At 70.5% G+C, this 22,636-nt stretch carries 24 protein-coding genes; 12 read left to right on the top strand and 12 right to left on the bottom strand.

All coding sequences use genetic code 11. From position 1 onward, the window contains the following. The first annotated feature begins 156 nt into the window (after window positions 1-156). From CCN51_RS53865 to CCN51_RS42805, 3 genes are all read left to right on the top strand, one after another. Window positions 157-291, top strand: a complete 135-nt coding sequence (locus tag CCN51_RS53865) for an SPW_0924 family protein (protein ID WP_014180553.1) — start codon at window positions 157-159, stop codon at window positions 289-291. 24 nt (window positions 292-315) lie between these two features. Further along, window positions 316-1,320 carry a cell envelope lipid trafficking protein PgfA gene (gene pgfA, locus CCN51_RS42800; RefSeq protein ID WP_014180554.1) on the top strand — a complete coding sequence of 335 codons (1,005 nt, stop codon included), beginning with the start codon at window positions 316-318 and terminating at the stop codon, window positions 1,318-1,320. Window positions 1,321-1,420: 100 nt separating this feature from the next. Continuing rightward, on the top strand, window positions 1,421-2,056 hold the full coding sequence (locus CCN51_RS42805; protein ID WP_014180555.1) for a hypothetical protein: 636 nt from the start codon (window positions 1,421-1,423) through the stop codon (window positions 2,054-2,056). A 55-nt stretch (window positions 2,057-2,111) separates the two neighbouring features. On the opposite strand, the gene hrpB is transcribed toward CCN51_RS42805, so the two are convergent. Both hrpB and CCN51_RS42815 read right to left on the bottom strand, forming a co-directional pair. Further along, window positions 2,112-4,727: an ATP-dependent helicase HrpB gene (gene hrpB, locus CCN51_RS42810; RefSeq protein WP_014180556.1), complete on the bottom strand. Its 2,616-nt coding sequence runs from the start codon at window positions 4,725-4,727 to the stop codon at window positions 2,112-2,114. A gap of 93 nt (window positions 4,728-4,820) precedes the next feature. Further along, window positions 4,821-5,714: a class I SAM-dependent methyltransferase gene (locus CCN51_RS42815; protein WP_055414322.1), complete on the bottom strand. Its 894-nt coding sequence runs from the start codon at window positions 5,712-5,714 to the stop codon at window positions 4,821-4,823. Between the two features lie 374 nt (window positions 5,715-6,088). Here CCN51_RS42815 and rpsA point away from each other — a divergent pair, with 374 nt between their 5' ends. Then, on the top strand, window positions 6,089-7,591 hold the full coding sequence (gene rpsA / locus CCN51_RS42820) for a 30S ribosomal protein S1 (protein WP_014180558.1): 1,503 nt from the start codon (window positions 6,089-6,091) through the stop codon (window positions 7,589-7,591). A 122-nt stretch (window positions 7,592-7,713) separates the two neighbouring features. Here the strand turns inward: rpsA and CCN51_RS42825 are convergent, their stop codons facing one another. Then, complete coding sequence (locus CCN51_RS42825; protein ID WP_014180559.1) at window positions 7,714-8,163, bottom strand: hypothetical protein; 450 nt, start codon at window positions 8,161-8,163, stop codon at window positions 7,714-7,716. A gap of 485 nt (window positions 8,164-8,648) precedes the next feature. On the opposite strand from CCN51_RS42825, the gene CCN51_RS42830 reads away from it, so the two are divergent. The 3 genes from CCN51_RS42830 to CCN51_RS42840 all read left to right on the top strand — a co-directional run bounded on the left by CCN51_RS42830 (window position 8,649) and on the right by CCN51_RS42840 (window position 10,974). Next, window positions 8,649-9,593 carry a PAC2 family protein gene (locus CCN51_RS42830; RefSeq protein WP_014180560.1) on the top strand — a complete coding sequence of 315 codons (945 nt, stop codon included), beginning with the start codon at window positions 8,649-8,651 and terminating at the stop codon, window positions 9,591-9,593. A 162-nt stretch (window positions 9,594-9,755) separates the two neighbouring features. Further along, window positions 9,756-10,373, top strand: coding sequence for a dephospho-CoA kinase (gene coaE / locus CCN51_RS42835; protein ID WP_014180561.1), 618 nt, complete (start codon window positions 9,756-9,758; stop codon window positions 10,371-10,373). A 232-nt stretch (window positions 10,374-10,605) separates the two neighbouring features. After that, on the top strand, window positions 10,606-10,974 hold the full coding sequence (locus tag CCN51_RS42840) for a tetratricopeptide repeat protein (protein WP_014180562.1): 369 nt from the start codon (window positions 10,606-10,608) through the stop codon (window positions 10,972-10,974). On the opposite strand, the gene CCN51_RS42845 is transcribed toward CCN51_RS42840, so the two are convergent. Continuing rightward, window positions 10,943-11,275, bottom strand: coding sequence for a DUF6343 family protein (locus CCN51_RS42845; protein WP_014180563.1), 333 nt, complete (start codon window positions 11,273-11,275; stop codon window positions 10,943-10,945). The two genes, CCN51_RS42840 and CCN51_RS42845, sit on opposite strands and share 32 nt — an antisense overlap. A gap of 184 nt (window positions 11,276-11,459) precedes the next feature. Here CCN51_RS42845 and CCN51_RS42850 point away from each other — a divergent pair, with 184 nt between their 5' ends. Next, the gene (locus tag CCN51_RS42850) at window positions 11,460-12,665 is read left to right on the top strand and encodes an ADP-ribosylglycohydrolase family protein (protein WP_014180564.1); all 1,206 of its coding nucleotides are present in this window, start codon (window positions 11,460-11,462) and stop codon (window positions 12,663-12,665) included. Window positions 12,666-12,737: 72 nt separating this feature from the next. Then, entirely contained in the window at window positions 12,738-13,469 is a 732-nt protein-coding gene (locus CCN51_RS42855; protein WP_014180565.1) for a DUF7873 family protein, read from the top strand. A gap of 473 nt (window positions 13,470-13,942) precedes the next feature. On the opposite strand, the gene CCN51_RS42860 is transcribed toward CCN51_RS42855, so the two are convergent. From CCN51_RS42860 to CCN51_RS42870, 3 genes are all read right to left on the bottom strand, one after another. Then, a complete protein-coding gene (locus CCN51_RS42860) occupies window positions 13,943-15,019 on the bottom strand; it encodes an RNA ligase (ATP) (protein ID WP_014180566.1) in 1,077 nt (358 codons plus the stop codon). Between the two features lie 84 nt (window positions 15,020-15,103). Then, entirely contained in the window at window positions 15,104-15,340 is a 237-nt protein-coding gene (locus CCN51_RS42865; RefSeq protein WP_014180567.1) for a DUF397 domain-containing protein, read from the bottom strand. Next, window positions 15,337-16,212, bottom strand: a complete 876-nt coding sequence (locus tag CCN51_RS42870) for a helix-turn-helix domain-containing protein (RefSeq protein WP_014180568.1) — start codon at window positions 16,210-16,212, stop codon at window positions 15,337-15,339. Before CCN51_RS42870 ends, CCN51_RS42865 begins: the two co-directional genes overlap by 4 nt. Window positions 16,213-16,429: 217 nt before the next feature. Between CCN51_RS42870 and CCN51_RS42875 the strand changes: the two genes are divergently transcribed. Continuing rightward, complete coding sequence (locus CCN51_RS42875; RefSeq protein ID WP_014180569.1) at window positions 16,430-16,828, top strand: ATP-binding protein; 399 nt, start codon at window positions 16,430-16,432, stop codon at window positions 16,826-16,828. On the opposite strand, the gene CCN51_RS42880 is transcribed toward CCN51_RS42875, so the two are convergent. The 3 genes from CCN51_RS42880 to CCN51_RS42890 form a co-directional block, all read right to left on the bottom strand. Further along, window positions 16,829-17,851, bottom strand: coding sequence for an NADP-dependent oxidoreductase (locus CCN51_RS42880; protein WP_014180570.1), 1,023 nt, complete (start codon window positions 17,849-17,851; stop codon window positions 16,829-16,831). A gap of 30 nt (window positions 17,852-17,881) precedes the next feature. Beyond that, window positions 17,882-18,937, bottom strand: coding sequence for an aldo/keto reductase (locus tag CCN51_RS42885; RefSeq protein ID WP_014180571.1), 1,056 nt, complete (start codon window positions 18,935-18,937; stop codon window positions 17,882-17,884). 67 nt (window positions 18,938-19,004) lie between these two features. Continuing rightward, window positions 19,005-19,691: an SDR family oxidoreductase gene (locus CCN51_RS42890; RefSeq protein WP_014180572.1), complete on the bottom strand. Its 687-nt coding sequence runs from the start codon at window positions 19,689-19,691 to the stop codon at window positions 19,005-19,007. Between the two features lie 114 nt (window positions 19,692-19,805). On the opposite strand from CCN51_RS42890, the gene CCN51_RS42895 reads away from it, so the two are divergent. After that, window positions 19,806-20,366, top strand: a complete 561-nt coding sequence (locus CCN51_RS42895; protein WP_043487823.1) for a TetR/AcrR family transcriptional regulator — start codon at window positions 19,806-19,808, stop codon at window positions 20,364-20,366. Window positions 20,367-20,455: 89 nt separating this feature from the next. Here the strand turns inward: CCN51_RS42895 and CCN51_RS42900 are convergent, their stop codons facing one another. After that, window positions 20,456-21,679, bottom strand: a complete 1,224-nt coding sequence (locus tag CCN51_RS42900; protein ID WP_043487825.1) for an FUSC family protein — start codon at window positions 21,677-21,679, stop codon at window positions 20,456-20,458. 100 nt (window positions 21,680-21,779) lie between these two features. Between CCN51_RS42900 and CCN51_RS42905 the strand changes: the two genes are divergently transcribed. Further along, window positions 21,780-22,250 (top strand): type II toxin-antitoxin system PemK/MazF family toxin, encoded by a 471-nt coding sequence (locus CCN51_RS42905; RefSeq protein ID WP_014180575.1) that lies wholly within the window; start codon window positions 21,780-21,782, stop codon window positions 22,248-22,250. Between the two features lie 25 nt (window positions 22,251-22,275). On the opposite strand, the gene CCN51_RS42910 is transcribed toward CCN51_RS42905, so the two are convergent. After that, window positions 22,276-22,636: DUF1697 domain-containing protein (locus tag CCN51_RS42910; protein WP_245881797.1), on the bottom strand; the 361-nt coding region annotated here is incomplete at its 5' end.

Genomic DNA, 22,636 nt, shown 5'->3' on the forward strand with positions numbered 1-22,636 from the left:
CCATCGGGCCCAGGGGCGGTGTGACGTCCGCTCCCCACCAGTTCTCATCTTCGTGTTGCTTCGTGTTCTCATCTTCGGCCTGCGTTGCTACGGTGCCCCAGCCCTGACGCACCGTCAGAGCGCCCGTACGCCGCCGCAGCAACCGGAGGCTGAGACATGCGCGCCCTCGCCGCCGCCGCGATCGGACTGGCCGCCGCCCTCGCCCTCGTCTTCACGGTGACGGCCATCGGCGTCCCCAGCGGCAAGACCTCCCCCAAACCGCTGCTCACCACCGTCCCCGAGCACCCCTGAGCCCCGAGGGAGGGACATACCGCCATGCGCCGCAAAGCCAGCCTGGTGCTGCTCGCCTTCGCCGTCTTCTTCGCCGCCCTCTCGCCGCTGCTGCGCTGGTACGCCTTCCCCCGGCTGGCCAAGATCCCGCCCAGCGAGTACCAGACCGCCGTCCTCGAAGCCAAGCCCGCCGTCCTGCTCGACTACGGCACCATGCAGCCCAAAAAGGTCGCCAAGGTCAGCATCGTGCAGACGCTCCGCGGAAACGTCGAGGCGGCGAAGAAGGCCGGGAAGGCGGCCGGACGCGATGTCGTCGTCTGGGACGCCCTGTCGTATATCGCCGGGCCCGACGGCAAGATGGTCTCCAAGGTCCCCGAGCGCTATGTCTTCGACGCCCACACCCAGGACCCCGTGCACCAGGGCGGCGAACACGTCGACGGGGACGCGGTCCGCCGGGAAGGCATCGAGTACAAGTGGCCCTTCCTCACCGAGAAGCGCGACTACACCTACTTCGACGCCCAGACCAGGACCTCCGCGCCCATCCACTACAAGGGCACCCAGAACTTCCGCGGCCTGAAGGTCTACTACTTCGAGCAGACGATCCCCTGGACGAAGGTGAAGCTGCCGAAGACCATGCCGGTCGAGGGCATCACCCCCGAGACCGTCCGCAAGGCCGGCACCACCCGCTGGTACTCCACCAAGCGCATGTTCTGGGTCGACCCGACCACCGGCGCCCCCGTCAACGGGGAGGAAATCCACCGGGATGAGCTGCGCGGCGGCACGCTGCTCGGCGGCCGTGACAAGGTGACCGTCTTCTCCGGCCATGTGAAGATGCGCGAGGACTACATCGAGCACACCGTGAAGATGGTCAAGTCCCAGCGGCAGCTGGTCCTTCTGCTCACCAGCTATCTGCCCTGGGGTTTCCTCGCCCTGGGCGCCGGACTGCTGACGCTCTCCCTCGTCCTGGAGGCCCGCAGCCGCCGCCCGGGCAGCGGCACCGAGGCCCATGACGAGTCCCCGGCCCCACGGCCGGTACCCGCCCCGGTGTAACCGGGTGGGTGGTGCTGTACGGGTCGTCGGCGGTGCTGTCGGGTCTACCAGGTCTGCCGAGTCTGGCGGCACTGTCAGTGGACGCCCGTACCGTACGCCCATGCCTACCACCACCTGCCTGCCCAGCCCCGAACTCGCCGACCAGCTCGTCGAACTGGCGCGCCTGGAATGGACGCCCGGCGCCACCGGGGACGCCGCCGAACGCTTCGGCTGGACGCCGGTGGACGACGGCGCCTGGACGGCCGCCTTCGCCACCAACACCGGGCACTACGTCGTCCCCGAATGGTTCGCCGCGCCGCCGGAGGAACAGGCCGAGGACGAAGAGTGCCATCTGCCGTTCTGCTACTACTACGAGGCCGACGACTTCGACGAGGAACTGGCCACGGGCGGGCTCAGCGGCAATATCGACTGGCTGGAGAAGCACCACGCCGACGACCCCGAGTGGCGCTTCGAACGCGACACCGGCCGCGCCCACTTCGACGCGCAGTGGCGGGCCGCCGTGGCCCTGTTCACTCAGCGGCTGGGGGAGCCGGAGATCACCGTGCGCGACGGGGAGGGCGAGTCGCCGTGGAACTACGCGGCGTGGCGCTGCGGTGGGAACGCGCTGGTGGTCGGCCAGTGCACGGACAACGGCTCGTATATGACCTTCGAGCAGGCACTGGTCTGGATCGCCCCGTACCGGGTCGGGCGTCCGTTCCCCGGGGCGGGCGACTTCGGCAGCCTCATCGAGTGCTGACGGGGCTTTGGGACCTCGGCAGCCCGGCGGCCTGGCAGCCCGGCGGCCCGGAGGCTCAGCGACGGGAGTTGGTACGCCGCGTCGGCTCGGCCGCCGCCGGGTCCTCCGGCCAGGGGTGTCTGGGATACCGGCCGCGCAGTTCGGCACGCACGGACCGGTACCCCTCCCGCCAGAAGGACGCCAGATCGGCCGTGACCGCGGCGGGGCGCCCGGCCGGTGACAGCAGGTGTACGAGCAGCGGCACCCGCCCGCCCGCGATCCGCGGCGTCTCCTGCCACCCGAACAGCTCCTGCAGCTTGACGGCCAGCACGGGCTGCTCCTGGCCGTATTCCACCCGCACCCGCGAGCCGCTGGGGACCCGTACCCGCTCGGGAGCCAGCTCGTCGAAGCGCGCCGCGTCCCCGGTCGCCCAGGGCAACAGCCGGGCGAGCGCCTGGCCCGCGTCCACGCGCTCCAGGTCGGCCCGCCGCCGCGCCCGGTCGAGCTCCGGGCCCAGCCAGGCGTCCAGCTCCGCAAGCAGCGCCGGGTCGGACACATCCGGCCAGGGGGCGCCCAGCTCCCGGTGGAGGAAGGCCAGCCGCTGCCGTAAGGCGACGGCCTCGGCGGACCAGCGCAGCAGCCCCAGCCCCGCACCGCGCAGCCCGTCCCGCAGCGCGGCGTGCACCAGCCGCGGATCGGGCGCGGCCAACGGCCGCGCCGCCAGCTCCACCGCCCCCAGCCGCTCCACCCGCCGCGCCACGACGTCCCCGCCGGACCAGCCCACCTCTTCCCGCCGCTCGTACAGGGCCGACGCCGCGATACGAGCCGTTTCCTCGTCCACGACGGCCGCGAGCCGCACCCGCGCCGACGCCGCCGAGACCGGCCGGTCCGCGACCGCCACTGCCAGCCACGGCGCATCCCGCAGCCGGGACCCCTCCCCGAGCTCCGCGCCCGTACCGGACGCCATCAAATAAGCCCGCTCCCCCCGCCGCCGCCCCACCCGCTCCGGAAACGCCAACGCGGCGACCAGCCCCACGACGGCGTCATCGCCCACCGCCCCGGCGCCGCGGGCGCCCGGCGTGGTGGCGTGGCCGTCGGCCTCGGCCCCCGCCTGGGCCGCCCCGGCGGCCTGTCCCGCAGGGCGCCCGGCGGACCGTAGCGCGCTCTCAAGGCGTCGGGCCTCCTGGTGCCAGCGGGCGGCGTAGGGGTCCGTACCGCGTCGGGCGGTGCGCCATGCGGCTGCCAGGTCGTCGCCGTACTCCCTGGGCGGCTCCTCGCTGAGCAGGGCCACGGCCTCCGCCGCACGGCGCGCGCCGACCTCTGGTGCGCCGTCCAGGAGGGCCCGTGCGAGCCGGGGGTGGAGGCCCAGCCGGGCCATGCGGGTGCCCCGGTCCGTGGCCCGCCCGGCGTCGTCCACGGCGCCGATGGCGGTCAGCACCTCGCGCGCGGCGGTCAGCGCGCCGCCCGGCGGCGGGTCGAGCAGCGCGAGGCCGGAGGCGTCGGGGTCTCCCCAGCACGCCGTCTGCAGCGCGAACGCGGTCAGGTCCGCGACGCTGATCTCAGGGGACGGGAAGCGCGGCAGCCGGGCGTCCTCGGCCTCCGGCCAGCAGCGGTAGACGGTGCCCGGCGCCTCGCGCCCGGCCCGGCCGGCCCGCTGCCGGGCCGCGGCCCGTGAGGCGCGTACGGTCGTCAGCGCGCTCAGGCCACGCGCATGGTCCATTCGCGGCTCGCGCGCCAGCCCGCAGTCCACGACGATCCGTACGCCCGGGACGGTCAGGCTCGACTCGGCGACCGAGGTCGCCAGGACCACCCGCCGCCGTCGCCCCGTCGGCCCCGCGCCCGCGAGCACCGCGTCCTGCGTGGCCGCCGGGGCGCGCCCGTGCACCTGCAGCACCTCCGCGTCGGCGCCGCCGAGCAGCCCCGCGACCCGCGCGATCTCCCCGACGCCCGGCAGGAAGCACAGCACATCCCCCTCCCGCTCGCGCAGCGCGCGCCGCACCACCGCCGCGACGTGGTCGAGGAGGGCGGGGTCCACCCGCATCCCGTGCGGCGGGCGGACGGGGCGCGCGGGCGGCGCCCACACCACCTCCACCGGGTGGGACACGCCGTCGGCGGACACGACCGGCGCCGGCTCGCCGTCCGAGCCCAGCAGCCGGGCCCAGCCCTCCGCGTCCGTGGTCGCGGACGCGGCGATCAGCCAGAGGTCGGGCCGCAGGGTGGCCCGTACGTCCAGCAGGAAGGCGGCGGCCGTATCGGCGTCCAGATGCCGTTCGTGGCATTCGTCGAGCACCACCGCGTCGACCCCGGCGAGCTCGGGGTCGCGCTGCAGCCGCTGCAGCAGCACACCGGTGGTGACCACCTCCACGACGGTCTCGCGGCTCACCCGCCGCTCCCCGCGCACCGTGAATCCGACCCGGCCGCCCGTCGCGTCCTCGCCCAGCAGCCACGCCATCCGCCGCGCGGCGGCCCGCGCCGCGATCCGCCGCGGCTCGGCGACCAGCACCCGCCGGGCGGGTCCGCCGTCCGCCGCCCCGGCGAGCGCCAGGGGCACCAGAGTCGTCTTGCCGGTCCCGGGCGGGGCGCACAGCACCGCCGCGCCCCGGTCGTCGAGCGCGCGCCGCAGGGCGGGCACGGCGTCGCGTACGGGAAGCGCATCGAGCGCGTCGGTGCGGGGCGTACGGCGGGCGGTCATCTGGTCATCCTGTCAGCCAGAAGGGAGCCGGAGCGGAAGAGGAACAGGGGGGGCAGAGGGGGCGCGGCCCGCCGCGCGCCCCCGCCCGGTCCCTCAGCCCCGCTCGCACACGAAGATCGCCGTCCCCGGGATCAGATTGCCGCGCAGCGGGGACCAGCCGCCCCATTCCTGCTCGTTCCAGGCGGGCCATTCCGGCTCGACGAGGTCGAGCAGCCTGAAGCCCCCCGCCGCCACGTCCCGCACCCGGTCGCCCAGCGTCCGGTGGTGCTCCACGTAGACGGCACGCCCCGTCTCGTCCTGTTCGACATATGGCGTGCGGTCGAAGTAGGAGGAGGCGACGCTCAGCCCCTCGGGGCCGGGCTCGTCCGGGAACGCCCACCGTATGGGGTGCGTCACCGAGAACACCCACCGCGCGCCCGGCCGCAGCACCCGGTGGACCTCGCGCATCACCCGCACCGGGTCGGCGACGAAGGGGATCGCCCCGTATGCCGAGCAGGCGAGGTCGAAGGAGGCGTCCCGGAAGGGGAGCACCGTGGCGTCGGCCTGGACGAGCGCGATCGGCCCCGGGCCGGACGTACGCGCTTCGGTATCGATCCTGAGCGCATGCCGCAGCTGGCGATGCGAGATGTCGAGCGCCACCGGCCGCGCCCCCTGGGCCGCCAGCCAGCGCGAGCATTGCGCCGCGCCCGCGCCGACCTCCAGGACGTCCAGCCCCTTGAGGCCGTCCGCCGGACCGAGCAGTCCGGCCTCGGCCTCGTCGAGCCCCTCGGGGCCCCAGATGAAGCGGTCGTCGCCCAGGAAGCCGCCGTGCTCCTCCTGGTACTCGTCCGCGTTGCGGTCCCACCAGCCGCGGCTGGCCCGGCTGGACTCCGCGTCGTCGGCGATCCGCCGGGTGGCTGTGGGCTCGTCCTCGGGCTCGCCGGCTAGGGGAGTCGGGAGATCTTCGGTGGCACCGGGCGCACCGGGCTCGTCGGTTGCACGGGGCATGTGTTCTTGGACCATCGGGCGCGTCGTCGTACTCTCTGTATCGACCTGTGGCTGTGGGGAACGGCTGGACTCCGCGTCGCAGCACGGACCGTGCGACTTGCCGGGTTTGGGGCGAAATGTCCCGCGTGTGCTCTTCGTGCATTGACCATGCCCGGCTGCCCCCGTATGCTACAAGTTGCGCTGCGGGCCTGCGCGCCTCAGACGGAGCAGGTCGCGCTCGCATCTGTTGTATGTCCCTCGGTCACCGAGGCGCTTTTCGATCCCTCGGGAAGAGATCAACGCCTCCGAGGCTGTCCGGCTTCTGCAGTGCGATAACGGGTCCCCGGCGTAGCAGTACCTACGACTTCATGTCCGTAACCGGAGCCCTTTCCCACATGACGAGCAGCACCGAGGCAACCCGCACCACCCCGCAGGTGGCGGTAAACGACATCGGTTCCGAGGAAGCCTTCCTCGCCGCGATCGACGAGACGATCAAGTACTTCAACGACGGCGACATCGTCGACGGCGTCATCGTGAAGGTCGACCGGGACGAGGTCCTGCTCGACATCGGTTACAAGACCGAAGGCGTCATCCCTTCTCGCGAGCTTTCGATCAAGCACGACGTCGACCCGAACGAGGTCGTGGCCGTCGGCGACGAGATCGAGGCCCTTGTCCTCCAGAAGGAGGACAAGGAAGGCCGCCTCATCCTGTCCAAGAAGCGCGCTCAGTACGAGCGTGCCTGGGGCACGATCGAGAAGATCAAGGAAGAGGACGGCATCGTCACCGGTACCGTCATCGAGGTCGTCAAGGGTGGTCTCATCCTCGACATCGGCCTCCGTGGCTTCCTCCCCGCCTCCCTGGTGGAGATGCGCCGCGTCCGCGACCTTCAGCCCTACGTTGGCAAGGAGCTCGAAGCCAAGATCATCGAGCTGGACAAGAACCGCAACAACGTGGTCCTGTCCCGCCGTGCCTGGCTGGAGCAGACCCAGAGCGAGGTCCGCCAGACCTTCCTCACCACCCTCCAGAAGGGCCAGGTGCGCTCCGGCGTCGTCTCGTCCATCGTCAACTTCGGTGCCTTCGTGGACCTGGGTGGCGTCGACGGTCTGGTCCACGTCTCCGAGCTGTCCTGGAAGCACATCGACCACCCGTCCGAGGTCGTCGAGGTCGGCCAGGAGGTCACGGTCGAGGTCCTGGACGTCGACATGGACCGCGAGCGCGTGTCCCTGTCGCTCAAGGCGACCCAGGAAGACCCGTGGCAGCAGTTCGCCCGGACCCACCAGATCGGCCAGGTCGTCCCGGGTAAGGTCACCAAGCTGGTGCCGTTCGGTGCGTTCGTCCGCGTGGACGAGGGCATCGAGGGCCTGGTCCACATCTCCGAGCTGGCCGAGCGCCACGTGGAGATCCCGGAGCAGGTCGTCCAGGTCAACGACGAGATCTTCGTCAAGGTCATCGACATCGACCTCGAGCGCCGCCGCATCAGCCTCTCGCTGAAGCAGGCCAACGAGGCCTTCGGTGCCGACCCGTCCGTGGTCGAGTTCGACCCGACCCTGTACGGCATGGCCGCGTCCTACGACGACCAGGGCAACTACATCTACCCCGAGGGCTTCGACCCCGAGACCAACGACTGGCTCGAGGGCTTCGAGACCCAGCGCGAGGCCTGGGAGACCCAGTACGCCGAGGCGCAGCAGCGCTTCGAGCAGCACCAGGCGCAGGTCATCAAGTCGCGCGAGGCGGACGAGCAGGCCGCTGCCGAGGCGGGCGGCGCTGCCCCGGCGCAGGGTGGCCAGGCGTCCGGCGGCGGTTCGTACTCCTCGGAGTCGGCCGACAACTCCGGCGCCCTGGCGTCGGACGAGGCGCTGGCCGCGCTCCGCGAGAAGCTGGCCGGTGGCCAGAGCTGAGCTCGGCTGACCGGCTGACCGGTCGCTGACCGACGTAAGGCCCGCTCTCCTGGAGAGCGGGCCTTACGCGTGGGCCTTACGCGTGTCCAGGCGCTGGGGAGCGCGTCCAGGCCCACAAGCGGCTAGGCGCCCCCCTGTACGGTCACGGAGTCGACCGTGACGCTCTCCGCCCTCTCGATCATGATGCCCTGACGGCCGCCGGTGATCGTGATGCCCCGGACCGTCCAGTACGAGGCGCCGTCCAGGTGCAGCCCGAACCCGTAGCCGTCGCTCGCCGTGAGCACCGCCTTCGGGGAGCCGGTGAGCGTGATCCGGGAGCCGGAGGTCCCGGAGGCGGTGATCACGAAGCCGCCGCGGTAGGTGCCGTCGGCGAGCTCGATGGTGTCGCCGGGCCTGGCCGCCGCGAGGGCGTCCTTGAGCTGGGCCGCGTCGGAGACGGGGATCGGCCGGACGGAGCGCTCACGGCCGTCCTCCGCGGCCGTTCCGGCGGCGACCAGCCCGCCCATGGCGAGGATCCCGGCGGCGGGCGCGGCGACGAGGGCACGTGTGCGGGTGGGGGTGCGGGAGTGCATGGGGGGTTCCGCCTTCCTGCCGTGGTCAGGGGTGGCACCTTCGTGACGCGTAAATGTTCTTGTGGCTGAACATGAGACGACAACGTGAACCTCTGACGGGTCGCGAAGCTAGGGGCGTCGCCTGGGCGCGTCAACCCCTTCATGACGCCCTGTGACCGGTATTCGACCCGCGGCGAGAAGTGTGTGTGATGCATGAAAGGGTGTCGGGCGCCACCGCCGTCGCGTCACCCGGCGCGGCCCTGGCTCCCACTGCCCCCAACAGGCCAGCGATCATGCCTATTTCGCGGGCGACTTCCCCAACTGCGCCGATGCCCGCGCGGCATGGCCCCGTCTCCTTCGCCCCAAATGCCGCCATCGCTGAGCGCCGCCGCGTACTGTCTTGATCCAGTCGGTTGTGCGGATGACGCGAAGTCGAGGGCGGAGGCCGGGAATGCCGCGCCGCCGCCCGACGTTCCCGAAACGGAACACAAGGAGGAGCGGTCACAGTGCTAGATCCGCAGGATTTGTACGCATGGGAGCCGAGCGGACTCGCGGAAGTCGACGCGATAACCTCCCGGGACTCGGCCGGGCTGGTGCTGCTTTACCACTTCGACGGCTACATCGACGCCGGCGAGACCGGCGACCAGATCGTGCAGCGGCTGCTCGACGGCCTGCCGCACCAGGTCGTCGCGCGCTTCGACCACGACCGGCTCGTCGACTACCGGGCGCGCCGCCCCCTGCTCACCTTCAAGCGCGATCGCTGGACCGACTACGAGACCCCCGCGATCGAGCTGCACCTGCTGCGTGACGCGACCGCGGCCCCCTTCCTGCTGCTCTCCGGGCCCGAGCCGGACGTGGAGTGGGAGCGGTTCGCGGTGGCCGTGCGCCAGCTGATCGAGCGGCTGGGGGTGCGGCTGTCGGTGAACTTCCACGGCATCCCCATGGGCGTGCCGCACACCCGTCCCGTCGGCATCACCCCCCACGGCAACCGCACCGACCTGATGCCCGGTCACCGTGGCTACTTCGACGAGGCGCAGGTGCCCGGCAGCGCCGAATCCCTCATCGAGTACCGGCTCGCCGAGGCCGGCCTCGATGTGCTCGGCGTCGCCGCCCACGTCCCGCACTACCTGGCCCGCTCCGCCTACCCCGACGCGGCGCTCACCGCGCTGGAGGCGATCACCGCGGCCACCGGCCTGGTGCTGCCGGGCGCGGCCCATGCGCTGCGCAACGAGGCGCTGAAGACCCAGGAGGAGATCGAGCGGCAGATCTCGGAAGGGGACGAGGACCTGGTCGCGCTGGTCCGCGGCCTTGAGCACCAGTACGACGCGGTGGCCGGGGTGGAGAGCCGGGGCAGCCTGGTCGCCGAGCCGGTCGAGCTGCCCTCGGCGGATGAGCTGGGGGCCGAGTTCGAGCGCTTCCTGGCCGAGCGGGAGGGCGACGGGACGGCCTAGACCGCGTACGTCCGGGACCGCGTACGTCCGGGACCGCGTACGTCCGGGACCGCGTACGTCCGGGACCGCGTACGTCCGGGACCGCGTACGTCCGGGACCGCGTACGTCCGGGACCGCGTACGGTCTGGACCGGGCCCGGCATGGACCGCATAGGCTGACCCCATGCTGAGGCTGGGACTCACGGGCGGAATCGGCGCGGGCAAGAGCGAAGTGTCGCGCATGCTGTCCTCGTACGGAGCGGTGCTGATCGACTCCGATCGGATCGCCCGCGAGGTGGTCGAGCCGGGGACGCCCGGACTGGCGGCCGTGGTCGCCGAGTTCGGGCCCGGCGTCCTCACCCCCGAGGGCGCCCTGGACCGCCCGAAGCTCGGCGGCATCGTCTTCGGCGACCCGGAGCGGCTGCGCGCGCTGAACGCGATCGTGCACCCCCTGGTCCGCGCCCGCTCCGCCGAGCTGGAGGCGGCCGCCGGGCCGGACGCCATCGTCGTCCACGACGTCCCCCTCCTCGCCGAGAACGGTCTGGCACCCCTGTACGACATGGTGATGGTCGTCGACGCGGCGCCCGGGACACAGCTCGACCGGCTGGTGCGGCTGCGCGGTATGACGGAGGACGAGGCGCGGGCCCGGATGGCGGCCCAGGCGACGCGCGAGGAGCGGCTGGCCGTGGCCGATGTGGTGATCGACAACGACGGCCCGCTGGAGGAGCTGGAGCCGCAGGTCAGAAAGGTCTGGGCGGATCTGGTCGAGCGCGCGGCGGGCGGCGCGCCGACCGAGGGCTGACGGACACCGCGGTGCGGTCGCGCCGGGGCTCTGGCGGGAATGCGCCGTATGGCGCCATTGTTGTGTACCGCGTACCAACGATCACCTGTGCCGACGACTGCCGGTACCGACGACCACTCGTACGACGACTACTCGCACCGACGATCAGACCACTCGCACCAATCGATCACCTCGTCCGACGACCAGCGCGTGCCGACGGTGATCGTCAGCGCGCTCCGGGAAGGAAACGGTTGTGCCCGAGCCCACGCCCGAGACCCATGTCATCGACTACCGCGCCGCCGAGCAGCTGCTGGCCGCCCGCGACCCGCGCGGCGCGGTGAAGCTGCTCGACTCGGTCATCACCGCCCACCCCGAGAACACCGCGGCCCGGCTGCTGCGGGCGCGCGCCTTCTTCGGCGCGGCGCAGCTGCGAGCGGCGGAGCTCGAGTTCCAGCTCGTCCTGGAGCGCGAACCGGACAACGCGTTCGCCCACTTCGCCCTCGGCCGCACCCTGCAGCGCGCCAACCGCCCCGCCGAGGCCACCCGCCACTTCCGCCTGGCGGCGGCGCTCGACCCGCGCCCGGACTTCGTCAAGGCCGCGCGCTTCGGCGAAAACGGCTGAGCCTCGGCCTCCGCGGGCCCGCCGGATACGGGCCGCGCACCGGCGCGTACGGCGGCACATCCCGGCCGGGCTGGTAGTGCGGCCCCTGCCGGATGTGCCGGACGACCAGGACCAGATCGGTGAGGGTGACGGCGGCCAGCACCCCGCAGACGGCCGCCCAGCCGGGCCGGTGGACCAGCCAGAAGGCCACTGTGCCCGCGACGGTCCAGGCCAGCCCCCACAGGGCCAGCGCACACCGCATACGCAGCGGGCTGCGCGCATGCAGCGGCTCGTCGCCCGTACGGATCAGTCGGCTCGGCATGGCGCACCATCTCCCACTACCTACCACTACGAATCTAACGCCGTACTCCCCGTGCGATCCCGGATCCGCGGTCTGGGATCATGGCCCGAACACCTGAGCACCTGAGCGTCTGAGCGCCCGAGCACCTGAGCACATCGATCAGCGCAGACCTCGGGCGACACCCCGGGCGATGAGGAGCCGCGCGATGATCCGCGAGTCATGGGACGAAACGGCCGCCAGGCGGGCCCGTATCCGCGGCTGCTTCCTCGGGGGCGCGATCGGCGACGCACTGGGCAACCCGATCGAGTTCCTGTCCCTGCACAGGATCCGCGAGACCTACGGGCCCGACGGGATCACCGCTCTCGTCCCGGACTCGGAGGGCGTCATCGGCCGGATCACCGACGACACCCAGATGAGCATGTTCACCGCCGAAGGGCTGATACGGGCCTGCGCCAGGTCCACGGCCAAAGGCATCGGCGGCGCCGAGGTCGCCATCGTGCGCCACTCCTATCTGCGCTGGCTCGACACCCAGAACCACCCCGCGCCGCCGCCCCCGCGGCAGGACCAGGACCTGGTCCGCTCCGGCTGGCTGCGCGAGCAGACATGGCTGTACGCCCGCCGCGCCCCCGGCGGCGCCTGCCTGTCCGGCCTGGCCCAGGAGCACATCCCCTCGTCCTCCGACGCGCTCGACGGGACCCCCGGCCCGGTGAACACCAACTCCAAGGGGTGCGGCACGGTGATGCGCTCCGCCCCCTTCGGCCTCATCGGCGCGGGCGCCCGCGAGTCGTTCGAATTCGCCGCCCGCTGCGCCCAGATCACCCATGGCCACCCCACCGGCTACTACGCCGCCGGCGCCCTGGCCGCGATGATCGACCTCATCCTCGACGGCGACTCCCTGGAAGGCGCCGTCCTGCGCACCCTGGAACTGCTCACCCGCTACCCGGGGCACGAGGAGACGAGCGCCGCGCTGCGCAAGGCCGTCGATCTGGCCGCGCAGGGTGAGCCCACCCCGGAGAAGACCGAATCGCTCGGCGGCGGCTGGGTCGCCGAGGAGGCCCTGGCCATCGCGGTCTACTGTGCCCTGGCCCATACGGCGCCGCGGCGCACCCTCTACAGCAAGGGCGGCGGGACCGGCTACGACCCCAAGTGGCGGCGCACCCCCTTCCAGAAGGCCATGCTGCTGTCCGTCAACCACTCGGGCGACAGCGATTCGACGGGCTCCATCTGCGGCAATCTGCTCGGCGCCCACTACGGCGACCTCCGCCTGCCGCCGATGTGGCTGGCGCAGATCGAGGGCCGGGGCACCATCGCCGAACTCGCCGACGACTTCTCCTCCGTGTTCCACCAGTCGATCGAGATGTACGAGTTCGACGGCATAGTCCTCCCGCGCTCCCGTTACCCCCTCTACTGAGCCGCCTGAGGCCCCCTGAGCCACCGAACAATTCGTTCGATCGCTGTCACACCCGCCTGTTAACGTGCGGGTGTGGCGAAACTCAATCAGATCATCGCCGTGGAGAAGGGCGTCAAGTCCAAGTCGCAGCAGGACCTGACGGCCGCGCACCACGGTCTGCAGAAGCCGGCCCTGCTGGCCGGTATATCCCGTACGTACCAGCCCAAGGACGAGGAGGGTGAGCAGCTGCCGCCCGAGTCGACCCGGGTGCAGGTCAAGGCCGAAGACGTGCTGCGCGACACCGCGGCCATCCTCACCCGGCTCTTCGACGTCACCGCCACCAAGGACTGGTCGAACTGCTCGGCGAGGGCGGATGTGACGGTGGAGGGCCGCACCCTCCTGCGTGACGTCCCGGTCTCCTATCTCCTCTTCCTCGAGAAGCAGCTGACCGACCTCAACGGCCTCGTCCGCAAGCTCCCGGTGCTCGACGCCGCCGAGTCCTGGTCACTGGACCCCTCCACGGACTCCTGGAAGACCGACCCGGTCCGCACCGTCCGCACAAAGAAGGTCCCCCGCAACCACGTCAAGGCGGAGGCCACGGACAAGCACCCGGCCCAGGTCGAGGTCTATTACGAGGACATCCCGGTCGGCTACTGGACCACCGTCAAGTTCTCCGGCGCCCTGCCGGCCCGCCGCGTCAATGAGCTGCTGGACCGCGTGGAAAAGCTCCAGCAGGCGGTCAAGTTCGCCCGCGAGGAGGCGAACGGCGCGGAGGCCGCCGACCAGCGCGTCGGTGACGTGGTCTTCGGCTACCTCTTCGGGTAGCGTGATGAACTCCCCGTCCGCCCGAGCGCGGGCGGGGTGCGCGAGGAGCGCAAGCTGAAGCTGAAGCTTGTCGTGACGGCGCGGTTGTCAGTGGAGGTTCAAATCCTCCTCCCGGCGCTCATTCACGGGCCGGGATAGCCCAAGTCAGGCAGAGGCAGACCGCATCAATCTCAGACTCTCGCTCCAGACTCAGCATTCGCCGCCGATCGCCGGATCGACCGGGCCGGGCCCCAGTCGTCGGATGCCGGTTCAAGTCCGGCCCGTGCAGCTTCGATGCGCGGTAGTTCAAAGGTAGAACACGACGGCATGAGACTGACCTGTGCTCTCAACCGAGCCGGCGTGCGCAGTTGGGCGGCATCACAGGGCTCGGGGGCAGGCCAAGCCCCCGGGCCCGCTTCGCATGGGCGGACGGCCGCGCCCGACAACCACAGCGGTGGCCGAGGACCGAGTCCCCGACCACCCCGGCTCCACTCTTACTCGTACTCCGTGCCGCCCTTGCGGGTCAGATACGCACCACTGACCACCTTGGCGATGGCCCGTCCGCCGAGCACGGAGCTGTGCCGCTCGCTCACCGCCCGGACCACTACCCCTTCCCGGATGTGCAGCCCGCTGCCGGAGACGGTCTCGCGCCCCTCGGCCAGCTCCAGCACCCGCCCGGCGTCATACGGCCCGGTGTGCAGCGTCGGCACCACCGGCAGCCCGCTGTCCAGCACCTTCGCCAGCTCTTCCGGACCCAGCCAGCGCGACTGCCCGTCGACGTCCACCGCGATGTCGAACACCGCGTACCCGGGCACCCCGCGCCGGCTGTCGGCCCCGTACCCGAGGTCCTGTACCCCGCCCCCGTACACCTCGCCGAAGATCCCGACCCGCGCCGCACCCAGCTCGGCGGCCACCTGGGCCGCCACCGCGGGCACGGCGTGGCCGCGTACGGCCCGCCAGTACAGGTTCTTCTCGTCCTCCACCAGCGCCAGCCGCTGAGCACCCAGCCCCTTCGACGTCACCCGCACCTCACCGCCGTCCGCGACGTACGTCAGACAGCACGCCGTACCGTGCAGCTTCTCGGTGACCGCGACGGGCTCCCCGTCCTCGAACACGTCCGGGTAGCGCTTGAGGTTCTCGATGTCGATCCAGGGCATCAGATCCGGCGCGGGCTCCACCTGTCCGCTCATCGCGATCGGCACCGGCGGCACCCACTTGACGATCCCGAGCCGTTCGGCGAAGTCCTCGCCCTCCCGCGCCGCCCGCTCCAGGTCCACCTCCGCTAGCGCCCGCGGCCGGCACACCAGCCCCTGTGACAGCTCCCCGCGCAGCCGGATCGCCTTGACCCGGTTGTGCGCGGCCCCTGCCAGCCTCCCCGTCAGCCCCAGCTCGGCGATCAGCTCATCGGGCAGTACGGCCTGCTCCGGCACGTATACGGCGAACTCACCCGACCGGAAGGCCCCCTTGGCCACCACGGCCCGGTACAGACCCACCTGCGCCAGTTCCAGCGCGTCGGCGTTCGGGTGTTCATGAATGGTCAGCCGCTCAGCGGTGACACGCAGCGTCGACATGGTTGGGACCCCCCGTCCCTCGTTCAGTGATGTGCCACCACTGTGGGGCGCGGACGAGCGGGATGGCCACCGATTTTCTTGCCGTCAGTCGCTGAGCAAGTGGTCGAATTCTCCGGCCTTTACGCCTTGGACGAAGGCGGCGAACTCGCTCGGGGTGTAGCGCAACTCCGGACGGTCCGGGCGCTTGGAGTCGCCTATGGCGACGCCGCCTGATATCCCCATCAGCTGGACACAGTTCTCACCGGAACCGTTGCTGAAAGAAGCCTTTTGCCACTCACCGTTGAGTGGAGTGGTGTAGAGAGTGTCCTTTTCCTGGTTCATCGGAGTTCTTTCTCGATTTCGTCGATCCGTCGGATGGTTTCTTCCTGGTTCAGCGCGTGCGCTGCTAGGTCTGCGAACTTCCGGCGACTGCGCCGAACCTCGACCGGATCGTCTCGAAGCGTGTCACCTCCGGCTCGCTCTTCGGAGACCACGCTGCGGTTGTCCGTCCCTGGGAAGTCGATAATGGTGAACGGGTATCCAGAGATGCTCGGGGCCCCTGCCTCGAAGGGGACGACGCGCAGGTTGATGTTCTGCTTCCGCAGAGAGGCCAGCAGGTGCTGAAGTTGCGCGCGCATCACTTCGCGGCCGCCCACGACCGCCCGCAGCGAGGACTCCAAACACAGTGCGTCCAGAGTTACGGGGTGGCTCCGTGTCAGGACTTCTTGACGCCTCATCCGGGTCTCGACGAAGGCTTCGCGGTGCTCCGTGCTTTCATGCTTCTGACCAAAAGCGGCAATCGCCTCGACGTACTCGCGAGTCTGCAGCAGCCCCGGTACGTACGTACCTGAATGCAGCGAAAGGCGCTCGGCGGCGTCTTCCAGGTAGAAATACCGGTAGGAGTCACTGTGGAAGAGTGACTGGAATGGCGGCTGTTCCCACCAGGCCCGACCGTAGGATCTGCCCTGCTCGATCTGCTCTGCGATGGCCGCGCGCTCTTCGGCGCTTGCCTTGTAGGCGTCAAGCAGCGTGCTCAGTTGATCGTTGGTGGGGAACGCCTTGCCTCGCTCGATCTTGCTGACGGTGTACCGCGAAACACCCAGTTCCGCTGCGGCGTCCTCTTGCTTGAGGTCGGCTTGGACGCGCAGGCGCTGGAGTTCCTCGCCCGCGCGGCGCATGGCGAAAATCGCGTTCGCGTTGACGCTGATGGCCACGGTTTCCCTTCAAGGGCGAGGGTCTTGATGCCGTCAGAGTAGCGCTCAGGTACCGATGCATGACTCTCCGCGGTGAGATCAAGGCGACCGGCTTGCACGTGACGAGTCACGTGACCCAGACTCCCTCGTGTACGCCATGAGTCCGTGCGACTCCGGTGCGTAGTTCGACGTCGTGCGCGGTCGGCGGCATCCGGCCGTGCCCAGAAGGGTGTGGGTCATGGGTGAACGCAGCTATGTCCTGGTAACCGAGCGGTATCCCTGCCGGGTGAACGCCGTCGGCAGAGCGCGCGACCTCGCCGTACAGGCGTACGCCGCGATCCCCTGGGTCGACCACGAGGTCATCCGGCTGCTGGTGAGTGAGACCGCCACCAATGCGGTACTGCACTCCGGGGGCGGTGAGTTCGACCTGATCTGCCATTCCCCATGTGATGGCGCCATCCAGATCGAGCTGCACGACCGCAGCGCCAAGGAACCCGAGCGGCGTACCCACGCCGTGCTGGACAGCCACGGTCGAGGGCTGGAATTGCTCGACCTGCTCGCCCCAGGGTGGTCGGTCGAGACGACGCTGACCGGCAAGGGCTTGATCTTCAGCTTGGAGGGAGACGGAACTGCTTGATCAGGAGCCGGGAGGAGCTTCTGCGATCTTGATGACGACCTTGCCGGGCTTCGTGCGCCCCTTCTCGACGTACTCCAGGGCTTCTCGGGTGGACTCGAACGAGAAGACGCGGTCGACGACGGGGCGGATCTGGCCGGCGTCGATGAGCGGGGTGAGCTCGCGCAGCTGGTCCCCACTGGCCTTCATGAACAGGAATGAGTACGTCACGTGGTGGCGTCGGGCGCGTCGGCGGGTTCGGAAGCTCAGTGCGCTCATCGCCAGTCGGAGGATCGGGTTCGCTCCCAGCTCCCTGGCGAAGGCGGGGTCGGGTGGGCCGGCGATGCCGATGACCATTCCGCCGGGCTTGACCACCTGCAGGGACTTCTCGAGTGTCTTGCCGCCGAGCGGGTCCAGGACGACGTCGTAGTCCTGGAGGACCGTTTCGAACGCCTGCTTCTTGTAGTCGACGACGACGTCCGCGCCCAGAGCCTTCGCCAGGTCGACGTTGGCCGTGCTGGTGGTCGTGGCCACACTCGCCCCGAGCTGTTTCGCCAACTGGATCGCGATGGTGCCCACGCCGCCGGATCCCGCGTGGATGAGGACCTTCTGGCCCGGTTGAACATCTGCTCGCTCGACCAGCGCCTGCCAAGCGGTCAGGGCGACCAGGGGAAGTGAGGCGGCCTCCTCCATGGTCAGCGTGGCCGGTTTGATCGCCACGTCATCCTGGTGCACCGCGATGAGTTCGGCGAACGTGCCGATTCGGTCCTTGTCGGGCCGCGCGTAGACCTCATCGCCCACGGCGAATCGCGTCACGGCCACACCCACCTTGACCACCACGCCAGACAGGTCGTTGCCCAGGATGAACGGGGTCCGGTAGGGCAGGAACGCCTTGAAATCCCCGTCCCGGATTTTGAGGTCGAGCGGGTTCACGCTCGCGGCGTGGATCTGGATCAGGACGTCGTCCGCGCCCATCTGCGGGTCCGGCATCTCACCGGCGCGAACGCCGGCCTGGTCGCCGTATCGCTCGACTATGAAGGCCCTCATCGTCGTCTCCTCCTGGCTTCGCTTCGGGTGTCACGCCACCGGTACGGTCGGAGGGATGATCCGACTCGCGTCGCCTCCCTGGACGGTGTCCCGGATGCCGGCGATCGCCTCGTGGGGAACCCCGGGCGGCACCGCGCTGACGTCGGACAGGCGGGCGAACTGCTCAGGGGTCAGCCGGACATCCAGAGCACCCAGGTAGCTGTCGAGCTGGGCGAGGTCGCGCGGGCCGATGATCGGAACGAACGAGGTCGCCGCCTGGGCGGCACGCTCACGGACCCAGGCCACGGACACCTGGGCCGGCGTTGCTCCGCTCTCCTGTGCGATCGCCAGGACGGTGTCGACAACGGCGGTCTTCTGATCGGTGCTCTCGGTGTGGATCACGGCCTTCAGATCGGTCAGCCGCCCCTCGGTGCCGCGGCGGTACTTGCCGGTGAGCAGACCGCCGCCGAGCGGGGACCACAGAGCGGCGCCGAGCCCGAGGCTTTCTGCCATCGGCAGCAGCTCGCGGTCGGCGGTCCGCTCGACCAGGCTGTATTCGATCTGGATGCCCGCGACAGGTGCCCAGCTCTTCAGGTCCGCGAGGGTCACGGCGCGGGAGACCCGCCAGGCGGGGAAGTTGGACAGGGCGGCGTGGAGGATCTTGCCGGAGCTCACCAGGTCGTCGATCCCGCGCAGGATCTCCTCCATGGGGGTGAGGCCGTCGGGGAAGTGGACCCAGTACAGGTCGACGTAGTCGGTGCCGAGGCGCTTCAGGCTCGCCTCCAGCGAGGCGACCATGTTCTTGCGGCTGTTGCCCGTCCTGGAGATACCGGGCTGCGGAGTGGCTCCGTTGGTGAACTTGGTGGCCAGGACGAAGTGGTCCCGCTCGGCGGCGACGAACTTCCCCACCAGCTCCTCCGACTGGCCGAACTGGTAGTTGTCCGCCGTGTCGAGGAAGGTTCCGCCGGCTTCGGCGAACCTGTCGAACATGCGGCGCGCCTCGTCCGGTTCCGCACCGGCACCCCAGCCGGTGCCGAAGTTCGCGGTGCCGAGCGCGTACTCGGAAACGCGCAGCCCTGTCCGGTGTCCAAAGGTCGTGTAACGCATCAGGTCTCCTGGGTGCTGCGGGTGCATCGATGGTGGGGTGGGCGGTCCTGGCGACGGCTGCGGGGCCTCACGCCGAGGCCGGCACGGCGGCCAGGCTCTGCTTGACGTGCCGACTGACCTCGTCGGCGAGGATTTCGGGGAGGCCCTTCTCGATGCCGGTCAGGGCCTGGGCCGCGACATCGGCGGGGTCGGCCTTCTGGTCGGCGGGAACGCCCGCGGCCATGTCGGTGTCCATGTATCCGACGTGCAGCGCCGTGACGGTGATGCCGCGGGGTGCCAGCTCCTCGCGGACCGCGTCGGTCTGCGCCCACGCGGCGGCTTTGGCCGCCGCGTAGGACCCGAGACCGGCCGGGTGCAGCCAGGACAGCACGGACAGGACGTTGAGTACGGCGCCGCCGCCGTTTCCCTCGATGACCGGGGCGAAGGCCCGCGTCACAGCGAGCGGCCCGAAGAAGTTCGTCTCCATCTCCAGCCGCACCGCATCCAGGCCGCCGGCGAGCAGAGGGGTGCTGGTGGAGATGCCGGCGTTGTTCACCAGCAGCGTCGCGTCGGACGCGGCACGGGCCGCTGCCCGGATCGACTCCTGGTTGGTCACATCCAGATGGAGCGGGGTCACGCCGGCCATGTCCACGGTCTCAGGGCGCCGCGCCGCCGCGTACACCTTCACTCCGCGCTCCACGAGTTGGGCGGCCAGGTGCCGCCCGAGCCCCCGGTTGGCGCCCGTGACCACTGCCACCGCGTCCTTCAGTTCCATGCCTGCTCCCAGCGTTGCGGGGCCGGCGTGAACCGGCCATCAATTAGATTACGGGGATAATCTAAACTTGAGCATAGAATAGATGTCGCCCGACATCCAAATGGGAGGTGGCTGATGGGCCGCGTATCGCAGGCGCAAGCGCAGGAGAATCGCAGGCGGGTCGTGGAAACCGCCTCCCGGCTGTTCCGGGAGCAGGGCGCGCACATCAGCGTCGCCGACCTGATGAAGGCATGTGGCCTGACCCACGGAGGCTTCTACAAGCAGTTCGCCTCTAAGGATGCGCTTATCGACGAAGCCACCACGCACGCGTTCGAGGAGCTCACCCAGCTTCGCGACGCCGGACTCGAGCAGCACGCCGGGCAGCGCGACGCCGCCCAGCAGACGCTGATCGACACCTACCTCTCCACAGAGCACCGCGACGGCACGGCAGACGGGTGCCCCGTCGCCGCACTCGCCACCGACATGGCGCGCGGGCTGGGCGATCGTGACGCCCACCGCGTCTACACCGAGGGAGTGAGTGACTTCGCCGAGTGGCTCAGCACCGAGGACCAGGACGGCATCACCCGGCTGTGCACCATGCTCGGCGCACTCGTCCTGGCCCGGGCCACCAAGGGCTCCCCGCTCTCCGAGGAGATCCTCACCACCGCGCGCGCAGCATTGACGGCAACCAGCTGATCGGAGACACAGCGCCGGGCGGCACGCCGAGTGAAGCCCGGCAAAGTGGCTGAGGGAAACCCTGGTACAGCCCAAAGCGCCGAGTGTGGTCAGACCGTGCGTTGGTTCTCCGTGCGGTCCCCGCGGATCCAGCGCTGGATCTTGCGCAGGAAGGGGTAGCGCTCGCGCTGTTCGCGGGCGCTGCGGTCGAGCTCTTCCATCAGACGCATGGAGCGCTGCTCCATGTCCAACTCGTCGAGGATCCGGTCGATCTCGGCGAGCAGGGCCCCATGGAGCTGCCACTGGCGCGGATGCTGCTGGACGCGCTGGAGCAGCGCCTCGGCGGCCTCGTCGCGGCTCGAATGGGCCTTGATGAGCTCATTGGCCAGCCGCGACTCGGCCTCCTCGGCGTTGGCGCTGACCTGGGTGGTGACCAGGACCGCGAAGCTCTCGACGGCCGAGGCGAGGTGGACGAAGAGGTCTTCCAGGGCGGCCGCCACATCGGGCGGGAAGAGTGGTTCGTCCATGCGCTTCTTGGCGAGGTCGGTGAGGGTGCGGGCCAGGACGCGCAGCACGACCATGCAGATTTCCAGGGTGTCCAGGCCGGTGCGCAGCACGACGCGGTAGAGCAGCCCCTCCTTGACGCGGGGGTTGAGCCGCACGCTGTCCTCCGCCTGCCGGAGGGCGGCGTCCACCTGGGCGATGTCCTGGTCGAGGCGGCGGGCCTCGTGGAGCCGGGCGGCGGCGCGCTCGACGGGGGTGTGGCCGCCCAGCTCCTCGCCGATGTGCAGCAGCAGCCGGCGCATCCGGCGGGCCAGGTCCTCGATGGACGCGCCGGCGGTCTCGACCCACACCGGCGGGGCGAACAGAAGGTTGAAGGCCAGGCCCACCCCGGCGCCGATCAGCGTCTCCAGCACCCGGTCCCAGGCAGTGTTCGCGACCCGGGCCACACCGAGGACCAGCATCGCGCTGATCGCCACCTCGGCGACGAACTCGCTCACCCGTACGAAATGGCCGACGGTCAGTGCGACCAGGATGATCAGCCCCAGGCTCCACCAGGTCAGCCCCACCAGCGCGCTGAACCCGCTCGCGATGATCACGCCTACGACCACGGAGTTCACCCGGCGGATGCCGGTGGTGATGGTGGCGTAGAGGGTGACCTGCACCACCAGCAGTGCGGTGAGCGGGGCGGTGAGCGGTGCCGGTTCACTGCTCAGTTTCAGGGCGACGACGTACGCGATGGTCGCCGCGGCCGTCGAACGCAGCGTCTGTACGACGACCGGGTCCTTCCGCCGCTTGACGAGGTCCGCCACCGGGTCGAGAACATCTGGCACCTTCTGCCCCTTCCCGCATCAGAAGTCACAAAGGCATCAGTACGACGGCTTGCCACCTGAGCGGACCTCACACGCCACGCGAAACCACGGACGGGCTAACGTGTGGGCCGTGATCACGCCATTCAACGAACACGGCGACGCCGCCCCGCTGCCGGGCAGCACCGGCCCCACGGCCACGGTGGAGGCCCAACCGCGCCAGGTCGGCCGGGTGCGCACGCAGTACGCGCCGGACCCGGACGGCGACCCGGACCCCGGGGAGATCGTCTGGACCTGGGTGCCGTACGAGGAGATGGACGGCCGCGGCAAGGACCGGCCGGTGCTCGTGGTCGCCCGGGAGCGCGGCGGGACCCTGCTCGCCGTACAGCTGTCGAGCAAGCGGCACGACGGCGACCGCGAGTGGGTGGCCATCGGAGCCGGGCCCTGGGACCGGGCCGGACGCGACTCGTGGGTTGACCTCGACCGGGTGCTGCGGGTCCATCCGGAGGGCATGCGCCGGGAGGCCTGCGCCCTGGACCGGCCCCGCTTCGACCGGGTCGTGGCCCGGCTGCGGCAGCGGTACGGCTGGAGCTGAGCGCCGAGCCGCCGGCTGGGGTGGGTCAGCCGTCGGCCAGCGCCAGCAGCTTGGTGACCGTGTTCCAGTTGCGGGCCGTCAACGTGACACCGAGGGGCGCCCGCGTGACCTTCTCCGCCAGCTTGGAGCGGCCGGCGCCGTCCGGGACGCGCAGATAGATCTCCCGGCCGGTCAGGCGGAACTCGTCCGGGGCGTACGAGGCCAGGTCCAGGGCGTCCAGCGGGGCCGGGTCGGCCGGGGCGGCCGACAGGAACACCACGTGCAGCGTCTTGGGCTCGGCCGTGGCCTCGGGGTACGGGTTCGCCTCGACGACGGCGGCGAGCTCGTCGCGGGTACGTATGACCACCGGCACCGTCAGTCCGAGGTCGGCGGTGATGCGGTCGGCG

The sequence above is a fragment of the Streptomyces milbemycinicus genome (genome assembly GCF_002154605.1).
In the GTDB taxonomy this organism is placed as follows: domain Bacteria; phylum Actinomycetota; class Actinomycetes; order Streptomycetales; family Streptomycetaceae; genus Streptomyces; species Streptomyces milbemycinicus.